Here is a 14,363-nt window from a genome sequence, read left to right as displayed (position 1 = left end):
GTCAATATTTCGAGCATTTTGGTTGTTGCCCGTATCCGCGCAGTGTATGCGTGCAGACCTGATATGTGTTTGCTTTTTTTGCCGTGTTTACCCCAATGCGCGAAAGATCCTTTCCCAAAACAATCCATATATGGAAAGTTTGGACAAATTCGATCTATTGATCCTCGCGGAGCTGCAAACCAACGCGCGCTTGACGAATGCGGAGCTGGCACAGCGCGTCGGTCTGTCGGCTGCGCCGTGCTGGAGGCGCGTGCGCGCACTGGAGGAAGCCGGCTACATCCTCGGCTACCACGCGACGCTGGATCGCCACAAGATCGGCCTCGGCGTGCTGGCCTTCGTGCGACTCGACGCGCTGCGCAACACCGGCGACCTGACCAAGTCCATGGAAGAGGCCATCGCCAAGATTCCCGAGGTGGTTTCGTGCCACTACATCAGCGGCAGCGGCACCTTCGAGCTGCAAGTGGTCGCCAAGGATCTGGACAGCTTCTCGCAGTTCGCGCGCAACGTGCTGCTCAATCTGCCCAATGTGAAGGACATGCACACCAGCTTCTCGCTCGGCGAGGTCAAGGCCTCGGGCGCGCTGCCGCTTGACGGCATCTTTCCCAAGAGATGAAGGGGCGCAGGAATGGAACCCGCGTCTACAAGACGCTATTTGCCAGTCTCACCACGCACACTGTCATAACGGAACGGCGGCTGTGCGGGCGCGGTGCTCCAGGTGCTTCCGTCCTGAACCACCTCTCGCCGGTCTTCGGCGCGAGCGCAGCCGTCCAGCGTGCAGAGACTCCAGACCAGCGCCTTGCGGTCCTTCTCCAGATCGACCTCAGCCGCACGAGCCTCAGGCAGCAATTCGATGCCGCCGTACAGAAAATGGCCCTTGCCGTCGCTGCGCCAGTTGTCGCAGTTGCTGTAAAAACCATCAAAGCGGTAAGCGACCGCGCGTCGCTGGTCCGCGAGAATCATCACCAGCGCATCAAGCGGCCCGGCGCCGCCGTTGAAGCTGTCGTAGACATAGGTCACGCAGATGGCGTTCACGCCCTGCTTGCGTCTGGCCGTGGTGTGGATCAGCGGGTTCGCAAAATTGGGCGCAGGAAAACCCGCCAGCCCCGCCAATGGGCTCAGCGCGTGCTGCGGCACGGGCTTGCCTTTGAACGAGATGGCTCCGTCGGGCTGCGAGAGCGTGAGCTTGCCGATAGTGGCTTCACAGTGCTCCGGCTGGGCCTCGAAGCACCCGAAACGCACGCCTTGATTCACGTTCCACTGCAGCGGGCGGGTGCCTGCAAACACCTTCTGCAGCGCCTCGGGCGTCAGCGGCTGCGGAGTGGTCAAGGGCGGAGCCGCCATCACTGCACTGCCCACCGACAGTGCGCAGATCGCCGCGCCGCAAGTCATCCACGTCATTGCCACTCCTTGCCGCCCGTCGCGCTGACCCATTGCGAGGCGTAGCGGATGAAAATCGTGCCGCCATACGCCGCCGTGGTTTCGTAGGCGTATTCGTATTCGCCGCGAACCCGCTTGGTGTCCTTGCTATGGGAGTCCTTCCAGTACACGGTCGTCTTGGGAAGAATGTTGTCCTTCATATCGTAGATGTTGTGCTCGGGCTTCGAAAACTTGAACCCACGTCCATATCGTTGGCTGGACTTGCCACCCTTCACTTTGTCAGCGAAGTCCCGGCCTTCCCAGAAGAAAGCCCCGTTGGAGTAGTCCGTCGGATTGGCCGACAAGGCATTTTCTGCGGCGCGCAATGCCAGCATCATGCCCCGGCTGCGTGTGATGCCGGCCATCGACGCCTTGGAATACACACCGTAGCGTGTACTTTTCACGCCGTAGGCATAGGTTGTGTCGCCGGTCAGAAACGAGCGAACCGCGCTGTATCCGCGTGCACGCATCATGCGCACCACCACGTTGGCAATGGCCGCCAGCTCTTCATAGACATCCTTGGTGGACGCCTCACCGTAAGCGATGGCCGCCAGCGCGATATGGTCATCATCCTGTTCCGCCACATCTACATCGACGCTCAACCCCTCCAACTGCTGATTGGTGATGGCTTCGCTGCAGGCACGATCGAATGCATTGCCAAATGCGATCTGGCGACTGTCCGCAGCACACAGAGATCCGGGAATCTTGAAGGTTGCCATCTGGCGTGCCTCTCATCAGAGTAGCTAGATGTATCGATTAATACATTTAATAGCTATCATCAATTGAATCACAAGGCATGGCGACGCCCATGCACTTGTTGAAACAAGGCGTACAGCAATTGGCCGTATTTCTTTTTCGGTTTTTCCGAATTGCGGAAATCCAATCGGCGTGCAAACTGCCATGAGCCCCTCTACAAAGCGACAATTCCTCCTGCATGCCACCACAGCCATCCCACGACACCTCGCCAGCGCCTCTTGACCAGCCCACGGACCACACCATGGACAGCGACCAGACCGCTGCCCAGAAAAACAACACGGAGGCCGATCAGGCCGAAGCCGCCGCCGCTGCCGAACTCAAGCGCAGCGCGGCCGAGCGGGCCGCACAGTCGCCATTCGCGCCACTGTCGGTACCGGTGTTCCGCATGCTCTGGGCCACCTGGATCGTCGCCAACACCTGCATGTGGATGAACGACGTGGCCACAGCCTGGCTGATGACCACGCTCACCACGTCGCCCGTACTGGTGGCGCTGGTGCAGACGGCGTCCACCGCGCCGGTGTTCCTGCTCGGGCTGCCGAGCGGCGCGCTGGCGGACATTCTGGATCGCCGCAAATACTTCATGATCACCCAGTTCTGGGTGGCAGGCGTGGCCATGGTGCTGTGCGCCGCGATTCTGAGCGGTGGCATGTCGGCCCATCTGCTGCTGGCGCTCACGTTCGCCAACGGCATTGGCTTGGCGATGCGCTGGCCGGTGTTTGCCGCCATCGTGCCCGAGCTGGTCAGCCGCCAGCAACTGCCTTCGGCGCTCGCGCTCAACGGTGTGGCGATGAACGCCTCGCGCATCATCGGCCCGCTGGTAGCGGGCGCAATCATCGCAAGCGCGGGCAGCGCCTGGGTGTTCGTGCTGAATGCCGTGCTTTCTCTGATCGCGGGCTTCACCATCATGCGCTGGCGCCGCGTGCACCCAGACAACCCGCTTGGCCGCGAACGCCTGACCAGCGCCATGCGCGTGGGCGTGACCTTTGTGCGCGAGTCACCCGCCATACGTGCCGTGCTCTGGCGCATCTCGATCTTCTTCTTCCACGCGACCGCGTTGATGGCGCTGCTGCCGCTGGTGGCTCGCGAGCTCGAAGCCGGTGGCGCGGGCACCTTCACGCTGCTGCTGGCATCGATGGGCGCGGGCGCCATCGGCTCGGCCATGTTCCTGCCGCGCCTGCGCCAGTTGATCACGCTCGACCAACTGGTGCGCATCGGCACCATCGCCCAGGCCGTGGCCACCGCCGTCGTCGCGTTCGCACCCAATGTCTACATCGCCGTGCCCGCCATGGTGCTCGCGGGCGCGGCGTGGATCACCACGGCCAACTCGCTGACCGTCGCCGCCCAGCTCGTGCTGCCCAACTGGGTACGCGCGCGCGGCATGTCGATCTACCAGATGTGCATCATGGGCGCGACCGCAGCCGGTGCGGCGCTCTGGGGGCAAGTCGCCTCGATGTTCAGCGTGCACATCAGTCTCGGGTTTGCAGCGGCGTCGGGCGTGATCATCATGCTGCTTGTCCTGCGCGTGGTGCGCAACCGCCAGCCCGAGGAAGACCTGAGCCCCGCGCGCACATTGATCCGCCCCAATGCCAGCACCACGCCCGAGGCAGGACTGCATCTGGTGGTGACCATCGAATATTTCATCGACCCGGCACGTGCTCAGGAATTCCGCGCGGTGATGAAGGAAAGCCGCCGCACGCGCTTGCAGCAGGGCGCGTTGCACTGGGAGTTGGAGCACGACATCGCCGACCCGCGCCGCTATGTCGAGCGCATTCTTGACGAGTCATGGGTGGAACATCTGCGGCGCTTTGATCGCTCGACCAATGCGGACATGGCGCTGCGTGACCGCCGCCTGGCCTTCCATGTGGGCGACCAACCGCCTGTCGTCACGCGCTACGTGGTCGAGATCGAATAAAAAGAAAAACCGCGCTCAGCGCGGCCACAGCGCCCACAGGCGCAGGTTCTGCTTCAAGCGCCCCGCCACCTCACCAGCCTCGTGTCCCCAGCCGGTGAAAAAGTCGGCCCGCACGGCGCCGAGGATGGCGCTGCCGGTGTCCTGTGCGAGCACCAGCCGCGAGAGCTGCACCGTCGGGCCAGTCGAGGCCAGCCAGACCGGCGTGCCGTACGGAATGCTCGCACGGTCCACCGCAATCGAGCGGCCAGGGGTGAGCGGCACGCCCTGCGCACCGCGCGGGCCAAAGGCGGCATCGAGCGGAGTCAGGGTTTCTTCCTTGAAGAACACGAAGCGTGGATTCGCCCACAGCAGCTCGTTCACCCGCTGCGGGTTCTGCACGGTCCAGGCGGTGATGCCCGGCCAGGTCGCGTCGCGCACCAGCCCCTGATCGAGCAGCCACTTGCCGATGCTCTTGTAGGGCTGGTCGTTGGTACCCGCAAACGCCAGACGCGTCACGCGCGTCGTGCCATCGGCCTCCTGCACGCGGATGCGGCCCGAGCCCTGAATGTGCAGCACCATTGCCTCGACGGGATCGCGCACCCATGCCAGCACCCGGCCCTGCAGCGCGGCCTGCGCGGCGGGCAGCGTGTCGATCTGCTGGCGCGTGTACCAAGGCTTGCGCACGCCAAGGTCAGCGGGCGGGCCATACAGCGGCACGTTGAAGCCATTGCCGGGCGCACGCGCGGCGTCGAGGAAGGGCTCGTAGTAACCGGTGAGCATGCCGTCGGTCTTGCCGTCGTTGCCTTCCACGCGGTAAGGGCGCAGCTTGCTCATCATCCAGCTGCGCTGCGCTTCACCATCGGCAATCGAGAGACGCCGCACATCGGCGCACAGCGGTGCAAACGCCGGTGCCGGTTTTTCGCAGCTGCGCAGCCAGGCGTTCCAAGCCTCGAACAGCGAATCATCGGAGAATCCCGGCAGGTCGTTCCACTCCACCGGCACCCAGCGGCTCTTGGCCTGATTGAGCGTTCCGGGCACGGGGTGGTATTCGGGGACCGTGGAAGACGTCGACGGTTCGGTCGATGGAACAGTGGCCTGTGGGGGCTTGGTCGAGCAGGCCGCGAGCGTTCCTACAATCAGCGTCGTTGCAACCAGGCGCAGGAGTCGAAAATTCATGGTGTTGATTTTGATTGAAGCACTGTTGGCGCTGGTCATCTTGGTCGTCATTGTCTGGTGGACCATGTTCTCGGGCCGCAAGAAGGGAGAACCGCCAAGCGCCAGTGTCGCATCGGAGCACAAGGATAGCGCCGACTGAGGGCTTTCCAATGCACGGGGTTTTGACACAGTTTTGCACTTGTCCCAGCTTCGCAAGAGCCTCTCGCGACATGATGCGGGGGCGTGTCCTACAGACCACACAACGGCGGCTTGCTACTCTGCATTTCCGAGTCCGTCATCATGGGCCTGTTGGTTTGTTTCATCCATTTTTCATCTTCAATACCTGTTGATGCAAAACGATCCGCCGGTCGGCGCAAGTGCCCTGCGGATACCCAGAATTTCAGGAGTTATCACCATGCGTAAAACCCTTCTCGTCGGAAGCCTCGCCGCCGTCATGCTAGCCACCGGCTGCGCCAACATGAGCGACACCCAGCGCCGCACCGCCACGGGCGCAGGCGTCAGCGCACTGGGCGGCGCAGCAGTCGGTGCCATGGCAGGCGGCCACGCAGGCTCCGGTGCCGTGATCGGCGCGGGCGTAGGCGCCCTCGGCACCTACCTGTGGTCGCAGCACATGGAACGCCAGAAGCAGGAAATGCAGGCCGCGACCCAAGGCACAGGCGTGGTCGTCACGCAGACGGCCGACAACCAGCTCAAGCTCGACATCCCAAGCGACATCTCGTTCGCCACAGGCCGCTCCGACATCCAGAGCAACTTCCAGCCCATTCTCGACAAATTCGCTGAAGGCCTGCGCAACAACCCCGAAACGGAAGTCCGCATCGTCGGCCACACCGACTCCACAGGTTCCGACGCCATCAACAACCCCCTGTCCCTCGACCGCGCGAGCAGCGCCCGCAACTACATCACCTCGCACGGCGTGAACGGCTCCCGTATTCTGGTCGAAGGCCGGGGCTCTCGCGAACCCATCGCCACCAACGACACCGGCGAAGGCCGCGCCAAGAACCGCCGTGTGGAAATCTACGTGGGTCAGCGTCAAGGCTGAAATGGGTGATTGAGGCCTCTTGAAATGAGAGGCAAATGAAAAGGGCAGCGCACAGTGGCTGCCCTTTTTTTGCGTGGCGGATGCAAGAGAGGCACGAGCGCAGCGAAGTGCCGAGCACCACTCTTCCAAACTGATTTCCGGCGGTTGTCCGAGCGGAGTGACGAAGGAACGCGGCGAGTTCTGCCGGAGGTATTGAAAGCGCGTTTTGGGTTACTTTTTGAGCGCAAGCAAAAAGTGACTCCGCCGCCGGGCGGAACTCCCGGCCTCCGCCCCGATCACGCATTGTCCCGAAGCAAATTAGCCAACTCCACAGCCGACTTCACCTGCATCTTGTCAAACAGCCGCGCCCGATGCACCTCCACCGTCCGCACGCTGATATCCAGCTGATCCGCAATCAGCTTATTGGGCAAGCCCTCCACCACCAGCCGCATCACATCGCGTTCACGATCTGTGAGTTCGCCCAGCCGATCCTTCACCTGATGCTTGGCCTTCGACGCCTCGAGATAAGCGGCTGACTGAGCCAAAGCCGCCTCGATGCGATTGACCAGTTGGTTGTCCGAGAACGGTTTTTCGCAGAAATCGAACGCGCCGCGCTTCACGGTCGCGACAGCCGTGGGCACATCGGCGTGGCCGGTGAGAAAGATCACCGGCATGGCGGCCACGTCGCCGCGCTCGATCATGCGGTCAAACAGGGCCAGACCGCTCATGCCAGGCATGCGCACGTCGAGCAGCAGGCAGCAGGGCTGGCGCTGCGGCAGGCGTTCGCTGAGCATGAGCTCGAACGATTCGGCGCTGTCGTAGGCTTCGCTGGGCACGCGGCGCGAGCGCAGCAACCAGGCGAGTGCCTCGCGCACTTCGGCGTCGTCGTCGACGATGTAAACGGTGGCGTTGGAGACGGGTTCCATCAGGCTTCTGGTTGAAATGCAGGGAGGGTGAAAGTGAATACCGTACCACGAGGTTCGCGTGCGGCATGTCCGAGGAAGCCGCCATGTTGCTCGATCACGGTGCGGCACAGGCTCAGGCCAAGACCCATGCCTTCGGCGCGCGTGGTGTAGAACGGGGTGAAAAGGCGCGCAGCCACATCATCGCTGATGCCCGCACCCATGTCGCTGACCGAAAACTCCAGCCACTTGTTCTGCGCGTTGGAGGCGGCGCGGCGCACGCGGATTTCGAGCACGCGTGGCTGGATTTCAGGGTGGTCCATAGACTGCATGCCGTTGCGAGCAAGGTTGAGCAGCACCTGTTCGACCATAGTGCGGTCGCACAGCAGCTCGGGGAGCTCGGGCTCGATGATGATCTGAATGTGCACGCGCAGCTTGTGGGCCTGCAGGCGGATCAGCGGCAGCACGGCGTCGATCAGTCCCTGTGCCGAGACGGCTTCGCGGGACTGATCGCGGCGGCGCACAAAATCGTGCACGCTCTTGATCACCCGACCCGCGCGCTCGGCCTGCTGTGCGATGCGCTGGATGCCCACACGCACATCGGCCAGGTTTTCCGTGGGCGGCGCCGCTGCGGGCGATTCTGTCTGCAGCAGGTTGAGCGAGCCGGTAGCATAGCTGGAGATGGCGGCAAGCGGCTGGTTGAGTTCGTGGCTCAAAAGCGAGGCCATCTCGCCCACCGTAGCCAGACGCGCCGTAGCCTGCAGACGTTCCAGCGACGCGCGCGAGATTTCCTCGACACGGCGCTGCTCGCTCACGTCGAGGAACGAGCCCATCCAGCCAGTGTGCAGGCCCTGCGCATTGATCAGCGGCGCCTCGTAGATCATCACCGGAAAACGCGTTCCATCCTTGCGCATGAAGGTCGATTCATAACCCTCGCGTGGCGGGATGTGGTTGCCGGACATGCGCACCGTCTGGCGCGCGCTGTACTCACCCGCAAGTTCTGGCGGCCAGTAGGGCAGCGGGTTGGTGTGGCCGATCAGTTCGTCGGCCGTGAAGCCCACCATCTCGCAGAACGCCGGATTCACATAAGTGATACGTCCATCGAGATCGCGCGCACGCAGGCCCGTGACCTGCGAGTCCTCCATGGCCTTGCGAAACGCCAGCGCCTCGCCCAGATCGCGCTCTGCGCGCAGGCGCCGGCGATTGTCGCGCACCAGCACGATCAGCACCGTAACGAGCGCGATCGACATGGCGGTGACCAGCGCCGTGAGCACGTTGGGGAATACGCTGGGCGCGGCGTGCCAACTGTCCAGTCGCAGGATCAGCGTGGTGCCAGGCAAATCGAACAGTTGCTGCGCTGTGAACATGCGCGTGCCGCGCCGCATCGCTCCGACCACGGCCAGGCGCGTACCGTCCGCCTCGGTGAACGACACCTCTTGCCCGCGCTGCAGGCTGGGCGCCACCAGATCGATCAGCACCGTCTGCAGCGAATAGGTGGCGATCAGGAAACCGGTGACGCGCCCGTCGTCCATCAACGGCAGGCACAGCTCCATCATCTCAGAGCCCATGCCGTTGGGCAGCGGCTGGAAGTAGCTGCTCGAATACGAAGGCCCACCCACGCGCCGCGCGTTGGTGCAAGAGACATTCATGTCGGAATGAATACTGTTGCTGCCGTCTGATGGATCCCAGTTCATGGGCCGAAACGGCGACTCCGCATGCGCGCGCACCTTGAGTTGTGAATCGCGCCATTCGAGTCGAACCAACTCACGTCGCGCATTCAGCAGATCACTCGCACGGCTTTCCCAGTTGGCCAGATCGGGCTCGCCCATTTGCAGCGACTGCATATTCTGCACATTGTGCGCAAACGCGATGCGGATGTCGGAGACGGCGTCGGCCGCATCGCGTTCCACGCGCGACTGCACCAGACTGGCCTCGTAGCGCCCGGCCAGCCACACCAGCGTAATCAGCATGCTGGCAACCAGCACCACCAGCAGCGTCCACAGCGACCAGCGACGCCATGCACTGTGCCATCGATGCAACTGCCATTGCGGCAGCGCGTCATCACCGGCCGCAACCGCCGAAGCGCCAGCAGTGTCCGCCGACGATGCCAACGGCCCGAGGCCTTGCGTCACGTTTTCCATTCGATCCCAATTTCCGAAGCCGCACACCGTGGATGCGGCATCAGCCAATTCAAACGACGAACCAACTGTCTACAGAACACGATGATCGAGCGCAGGAAGTTGCGCACGCATTTCGCGCAGCTGACGGTGTTCAAGCATGCCTATCACCACGCCCTCCCCCTGCGCGCGCTGCGCCAGCACCGTGCCCCACGGGTCGACCAACATGCTATGACCCCAAGTGCGACGGCCATTCTCGTGCACGCCGCCCTGCGCGGGCGCAAGCACGTAAGCAAGATTTTCCACCGCCCGCGCGCGCAGCAGCACATCCCAGTGCGCGCTGCCGGTCACGAAAGTGAAGGCACTCGGCACCAGCAGCAAGTCCACACCCGCACGCGCATGCGCGCGGTACAACTCGGGAAAGCGCAGGTCGTAGCAGACCGACAGCCCCACACGCCAAGCCGAACCATCGCGGGCCGTGATAGTAAAGCGAATCGGCTGCGTGCCGGGCGAAATCACGCGCGCTTCGTCGTAATGCTCGCTGCCACTGTCAAAGCGGAACAAATGAATCTTGTCGTAGCGAGTGACGCATGCGCCATCGGGCGCGAAGACCAGCGTCGTGTTGTAGACATGTTCTTCGCTGGGTGCGCGCAGGGGCAGCGTGCCGCCGACGATCCAGAGACCCAACTCGCGTGCGGCATCCGACAGAAACTGCTGGATGGCCCCCCGGCCGAACTCCTCGCGCAGTTTGAACTTGTCGGTGTCCTTGTGGCCCATCACGCAGAAATACTCGGGCAGGCAGGCCAGCTCCGCGCCACGTGCTGCGGCCTCTTCGAGCAGTCTGCGGGCGGTGGCGAGATTGGCCTCGAGCCCAGTGCCCGACACCATCTGAATCGCGGCAATCTTCATTGCGTCTCTCCTGTTGACTCGTGCCGTGCATCGGCGGACTTTTCTGCTTGGCCCGCCGCCGCCTTGCTGCGCTTGACCTTCTCCACACGCGGATCAGACCACGTACCGTCGACGCGGAATTCCTGCGTCGCGGCCTGAATCAGGGGACCGCGCAAAAACACCTGCGCGAGGAAGCTGCCAAGCCCGATCACCGGATTGATCGCGGTGGCGACGAGGGACGCCGTCATCGCGTTGATCTCAGGCACCACGACCACGCGCAGGTCCTGCGTTTCGTGCTCCAGATCGGCCTTGCCTTCCATGAGCACAGCCGCGTTCAGGCCCTTCATCTGCAGGTTGTTGGTGGTGGCAACGCCGCGATCGATGTGCAGGTCGCCGCGCACGAAGTCAAACGCGAACCCTTCGCTGAACACATCGCGGAAGTCCAGCGTCAGGCGACGCGGAATCGATTGCAGGCTCAGCACGCTGAGCAGCTTGGCCAATCCCGGATCGGCCTTGAGAAATTGCCCGGCCTGCATGTCCACATGCACCTGCCCGGTCATCGACGGGTAATCTGGCGACAGCGGCGCGCCCAGCCAGGCGACCTGACCGCTCAACTTGCCCTTGCCGCGCTTGACCACACCGGGCATGTTGAAGCGCGCCAGCAAATCGCCAGAATCACGCACGTCGAGCTCGAAATTCATCACCGTGCGCCGCTGCGCGTTGGCACCCGTTCCGCCGAGCAGCGCCCAGTTGCCGCTGGAAGCGAAGGTGGCCTCGGGCGTGATCAGGTTCAGGTGCGCAAGCCGCCATTCGCGGCGCCCGTCATTGGTACTGGCATTGCGCGCTAACACCTCGATGCGGCCGAGAGTGCGGCCGTGAATCTCGAAGTCCTGTACGACGATGTCGAGCGCAGGCAAGGTGCGTGGCTGATCATCAAGCAGATCATTGGTGCTGGCAGCAGTGTCCTGCGACTGCGGAATCTTCAGCCGATCCAGCCGCGCATAGATCAGCCCCGGGGCTGGTACGGAGTCGCTCGCGAGGCGGTATTCGATCAATCCGCTCAGCTCGTCAGCCTTGGCGTTCACCCGCCACAGATCCTTTTGCCGTGTCACGCTCGCATCCACCTGATGCAGCGTGCGCCCCCCCAAGGCGATGGATTGGGCGCGCACGTTGATGCGCGAAGGCTGGTAGCCCTGCAGCTCGGGATCGGTTGCAGTAGCGATCGAAGAGGAAGAAGTAGAAGAGGTGGACTTGTCGGTCGCCGTCTTCGCCAGCGCATGCCAAGGGCCCGCATCCACGTCGCCCAGCACCAGCTCCGCCGTCACACCGGACTCCGGCAGTCGCAGCACCTGCCCCGCAGGCAGCCCCACCCCAATCGCGCCGCGCAGCACCTTGCCGGGCTGGTTGGCATCGCCCAACTGGCGCACGTAGTGCACGCCGCCCACGTTGGCAACATCGACCGTGAGCTGTTCCTGCAGTGGCACCGTGGCAGCGGCATCCACCGACTGCGGCGTGAGCTGCGTCTCGAAACGCACCGGCATGGCGCTTTGCGCGGACTTGCCAAGCGGCGCGGGCAGATCGATGGCCATGCCTTGCAATGACGCATTGACCAGCAGTTCGGGCACGCCACGGCGAATGCCAACCTGCACCGAATACGGTGTGGTGCCAGTCGCGTGACTTGCGAGATCAGCCAGCGGCCCCGCAGGCGCGACCGCGCGCAGCCCCTCGGCCGTGGCGGTGCCCTGAGCGCGCACCTGCACGATGGATTTCTGCCCCGCTGGCAGCGGCTGCGGTGACGGGGAGGAACTTGCGGAAAGGGTGCGCATTCCGCCCTCCAACTTCACATCACCGCCGAGCGCACGCCCCTGCACGCCGACGATGGAGAAACCGCCCTCTGAAAACTGCACCGAGCCCTGCGCCTGCGTGATCTGCGGCACATCGGGGGTGAACTGCACATCGTTGCCGACGAGCTTCACATTGCCCTGTACCTTGGATTCGTTGATGTGGTCCAGCGGCAGGCTGAGCTGCAACCGAAGCTCCGTATTGCCAGTCACCACCGCCTGATCGAGCGCGTGTTCTGTGAGCTGGGTGATATGCGACTTGCGCACCAGCCCCAGCATGTCGGCCAAAGGCCCCAAGGCTTGCGCGTCCACCCCGACGACGGGGTGATCGAGATTGGGAATTTCCGCATTCGCATTGCGTACCTTGACTGTCGCCAGCCCGCCGAGCGTGCCGTTGGCGTTCTTGACCTGCATGCTCGATCTGTCGAACACCAACTCGCCGGACAGCCCCGTGAGCTGCGGCCACGGCAGTTCGCCCGCCGCCTGCAGCGATGCAGGCACATAGGTGTAGTTCACGTTCTTGACCTGGGCCGCGATGCGGAAATCACCCTGTCCCGGCTTGCTGAACGGGAAATCGTGCAGATTGCCCTTGACCTTGAACTGCATGCCCGTCGCCACACCGGTGTTGACGCCGTCGCGCACATAGTGGCGCGTGTGCTCGGGGATGCCGAGCGGCAGATAGCGGTGCACCCGCGTGCCGTCGGCGCGCGTGGCACTGCCCGAGAGGTCGAGCACGCCCGGAAAGCGCGAACCCGACGAGGACTTGCGTGGATCGGCCGTGTGCCAGCTCGCGCGCGCTTCGCCCGCCGCATCGGCGTTGGCGAACTTCACGTTCTGCACGTCCACACCGATGCGCTCGCCGTCGATGGTCCAGTTCACATTGGCAGCGAGCTGCTGAAGAGGAATCGCAGGCTCCTCGAACACGCCGGGGAACACCAGCGCGCCGTCGTTGATCGCCAATGTTGCACTGCCCCCTGCCTGCGTCAGCGCAAACTGCACCCGCGCACCGGCGATGCCGGGCATGGAGCCGCCCTGCTCGCCCTTGGCCGTGCTGCCCATCGAGAGGTCCTCGATCAGACCATTGGCCTGATATTGGCGCGGGGCGCTGAGCGGTCCGTGCCAAGTCGCCTGCACATTGCGGGCCACGCCGCGCGGCGCAATCTGGCGCAGGGGATCGTGCACCGCCTTGCCCAGCGGCAGGCGGTCCGCGATCTGCGCCAGCACCGCGAGATTGAGCTGGCTGGCACGCAGCTCGCCTTGCTCAAGCGATGGGTTCTTGGGATCGGCCCCGGTCTGACGGAAGAACAGTGTGGTGTCGGGCCAGCTCAGGCCGTCGGCGGCCACGAACGAGAGGTTCTGCACGCTCACCTCAAAGCCGTTGTCGAACTGCTGTGCCCCCACGCGGCCCTTGACCGACTTCAGTGCAATCGGCTCAAGCTTGTTGCCGAGTGTGGCACGCACTTCCTTGAGCGCCACATCTGCCATGCCACCGGTGATCTTGCCGCGCCGCACATCGATCCAGGCACGCACGGCGCCCTCACCCTCGCCGACGGTGAGCGCGCCGAGGTCCGCATATTCATTGAGGCGCGAGACGTCGCCGTTGGGCAGGTCGGCATAGAGCTGGCCGCTCCAGTTCTTCCAGTTGGTGCCCCGGGTCGACAAGATCGGCTCGCGGAACACGCCGCGCACCGAGAAGCGCTCGCCCCAGCCCTCGGGCGGCGTCGCGTCGAGCCGCATGCGATGCCGCCAGGCACCATTGCGCAGCACCAGGTTCACATCGGTGAGCTCAAGCGGTGGCGCCTCGCGCAGCTCGTCCGTCCAGCGCACCTTGCCATGCAGGATGGCGACCTCGCCCTGAGAGAAAAGCCATTCGAGCGCCGCGCCGTCGTCGCCGCCCGCGCCACCTGTGATCGGCAGGCCCGCCACATGGATACGGCCGGTCGCGTCGCGGCGCACGTCGAGTTCGGGCGCTTTCACATAGAGCTGATCGAAGCCCCAGCGCAGCAGCGAGCGCGGCGACACCGCCACGACCACCTGCGGGAGCCTCAATGCCTCACGACCCATGGGGTCAAGCAACTGGACGTCGGACAGCTCCAGCGTGGGTATCAACCCCTCGCTCTGAGCGGCCAGACCACCGATTCGCACCGGTACCCCCAGCACCTTCTCGGCTTGGGTTTGTACCTGCTGACGAAATTCTCCGATACGCGGCACAATGAAGCCGTGCAGCAAGCCCCAGGCGACAGCGACCAATAGCCAGAAAGCCAGCAGCAGCCCCAGCGACCATCGCGCAAACCCTGCAAGAAAATGCAGCAGGCGGGATGGATGGGAGGGCTGCTCGGTCATGGCGAAAGGTTGATT

General features: G+C 63.8%; 11 protein-coding genes. 4 read left to right on the top strand and 7 right to left on the bottom strand.

Annotated features, from left to right (window positions below):
* Positions 1 to 130: 130 nt before the first annotated feature.
* Positions 131 to 613, top strand: a complete 483-nt coding sequence (locus G7047_RS26035) for an Lrp/AsnC family transcriptional regulator (RefSeq protein ID WP_166311216.1) — start codon at positions 131 to 133, stop codon at positions 611 to 613.
* A 35-nt stretch (positions 614 to 648) separates the two neighbouring features.
* Here G7047_RS26035 and G7047_RS26030 read toward each other — a convergent pair whose 3' ends face one another.
* On the bottom strand, positions 649 to 1,398 hold the full coding sequence (locus G7047_RS26030; RefSeq protein WP_166311215.1) for a hypothetical protein: 750 nt from the start codon (positions 1,396 to 1,398) through the stop codon (positions 649 to 651).
* Entirely contained in the window at positions 1,395 to 2,135 is a 741-nt protein-coding gene (locus G7047_RS26025) for a hypothetical protein (RefSeq protein WP_166311214.1), read from the bottom strand. Before G7047_RS26025 ends, G7047_RS26030 begins: the two co-directional genes overlap by 4 nt.
* 278 nt (positions 2,136 to 2,413) lie before the next feature.
* On the opposite strand from G7047_RS26025, the gene G7047_RS26020 reads away from it, so the two are divergent.
* Positions 2,414 to 4,084, top strand: coding sequence for an MFS transporter (locus tag G7047_RS26020; RefSeq protein ID WP_371813905.1), 1,671 nt, complete (start codon positions 2,414 to 2,416; stop codon positions 4,082 to 4,084).
* Between the two features lie 15 nt (positions 4,085 to 4,099).
* Here the strand turns inward: G7047_RS26020 and G7047_RS26015 are convergent, their stop codons facing one another.
* Positions 4,100 to 5,305 (bottom strand): murein transglycosylase A, encoded by a 1,206-nt coding sequence (locus tag G7047_RS26015; protein WP_166311212.1) that lies wholly within the window; start codon positions 5,303 to 5,305, stop codon positions 4,100 to 4,102.
* Between G7047_RS26015 and G7047_RS26010 the strand changes: the two genes are divergently transcribed.
* Positions 5,238 to 5,378, top strand: coding sequence for a hypothetical protein (locus G7047_RS26010; RefSeq protein ID WP_166299508.1), 141 nt, complete (start codon positions 5,238 to 5,240; stop codon positions 5,376 to 5,378). The two genes, G7047_RS26015 and G7047_RS26010, sit on opposite strands and share 68 nt — an antisense overlap.
* A 255-nt stretch (positions 5,379 to 5,633) precedes the next feature.
* Positions 5,634 to 6,278: an OmpA family protein gene (locus G7047_RS26005; RefSeq protein WP_166311211.1), complete on the top strand. Its 645-nt coding sequence runs from the start codon at positions 5,634 to 5,636 to the stop codon at positions 6,276 to 6,278.
* 275 nt (positions 6,279 to 6,553) lie between these two features.
* Here the strand turns inward: G7047_RS26005 and G7047_RS26000 are convergent, their stop codons facing one another.
* From G7047_RS26000 to G7047_RS25985, 4 genes are all read right to left on the bottom strand, one after another.
* On the bottom strand, positions 6,554 to 7,183 hold the full coding sequence (locus G7047_RS26000) for a response regulator transcription factor (RefSeq protein ID WP_166311210.1): 630 nt from the start codon (positions 7,181 to 7,183) through the stop codon (positions 6,554 to 6,556).
* Positions 7,183 to 9,300 (bottom strand): nitrogen regulation protein NR(II), encoded by a 2,118-nt coding sequence (locus tag G7047_RS25995; protein ID WP_166311209.1) that lies wholly within the window; start codon positions 9,298 to 9,300, stop codon positions 7,183 to 7,185. The genes G7047_RS26000 and G7047_RS25995 overlap by 1 nt, the downstream gene beginning before the upstream one ends.
* Before the next feature lie 69 nt (positions 9,301 to 9,369).
* The gene (locus G7047_RS25990; protein ID WP_166311208.1) at positions 9,370 to 10,185 is read right to left on the bottom strand and encodes a carbon-nitrogen hydrolase family protein; all 816 of its coding nucleotides are present in this window, start codon (positions 10,183 to 10,185) and stop codon (positions 9,370 to 9,372) included.
* On the bottom strand, positions 10,182 to 14,348 hold the full coding sequence (locus G7047_RS25985) for a YhdP family protein (RefSeq protein WP_166311207.1): 4,167 nt from the start codon (positions 14,346 to 14,348) through the stop codon (positions 10,182 to 10,184). Before G7047_RS25985 ends, G7047_RS25990 begins: the two co-directional genes overlap by 4 nt.
* Between the last annotated feature and the right edge of the window lie 15 nt (positions 14,349 to 14,363).

The sequence above is a fragment of the Diaphorobacter sp. HDW4A genome (assembly GCF_011305995.1).
Lineage (GTDB): Bacteria > Pseudomonadota > Gammaproteobacteria > Burkholderiales > Burkholderiaceae_C > Diaphorobacter_A.
The sequence above is the reverse complement of the archived record's forward strand: the minus strand, read 5'-3'. Positions and strand labels throughout refer to the sequence as shown.

What these genes read in the sequence shown, in the direction of transcription:
- G7047_RS26025 (WP_166311214.1), bottom strand. Translation starts at nt 2,135, where the DNA reads ATGGCAACCTTCAAGATTCCCGGATCTCTGTGTGCTGCGGACAGTCGC.
- G7047_RS26005 (WP_166311211.1), top strand. Translation starts at nt 5,634, where the DNA reads ATGCGTAAAACCCTTCTCGTCGGAAGCCTCGCCGCCGTCATGCTAGCC.
- G7047_RS26020 (WP_371813905.1), top strand. Translation starts at nt 2,414, where the DNA reads ATGGACAGCGACCAGACCGCTGCCCAGAAAAACAACACGGAGGCCGAT.
- G7047_RS26030 (WP_166311215.1), bottom strand. Translation starts at nt 1,398, where the DNA reads ATGACGTGGATGACTTGCGGCGCGGCGATCTGCGCACTGTCGGTGGGC.
- G7047_RS25985 (WP_166311207.1), bottom strand. Translation starts at nt 14,348, where the DNA reads ATGACCGAGCAGCCCTCCCATCCATCCCGCCTGCTGCATTTTCTTGCA.
- G7047_RS25995 (WP_166311209.1), bottom strand. Translation starts at nt 9,300, where the DNA reads ATGGAAAACGTGACGCAAGGCCTCGGGCCGTTGGCATCGTCGGCGGAC.
- G7047_RS26000 (WP_166311210.1), bottom strand. Translation starts at nt 7,183, where the DNA reads ATGGAACCCGTCTCCAACGCCACCGTTTACATCGTCGACGACGACGCC.
- G7047_RS26035 (WP_166311216.1), top strand. Translation starts at nt 131, where the DNA reads ATGGAAAGTTTGGACAAATTCGATCTATTGATCCTCGCGGAGCTGCAA.
- G7047_RS26015 (WP_166311212.1), bottom strand. Translation starts at nt 5,305, where the DNA reads ATGGTCCACCAGACAATGACGACCAAGATGACCAGCGCCAACAGTGCT.
- G7047_RS25990 (WP_166311208.1), bottom strand. Translation starts at nt 10,185, where the DNA reads ATGAAGATTGCCGCGATTCAGATGGTGTCGGGCACTGGGCTCGAGGCC.
- G7047_RS26010 (WP_166299508.1), top strand. Translation starts at nt 5,238, where the DNA reads ATGGTGTTGATTTTGATTGAAGCACTGTTGGCGCTGGTCATCTTGGTC.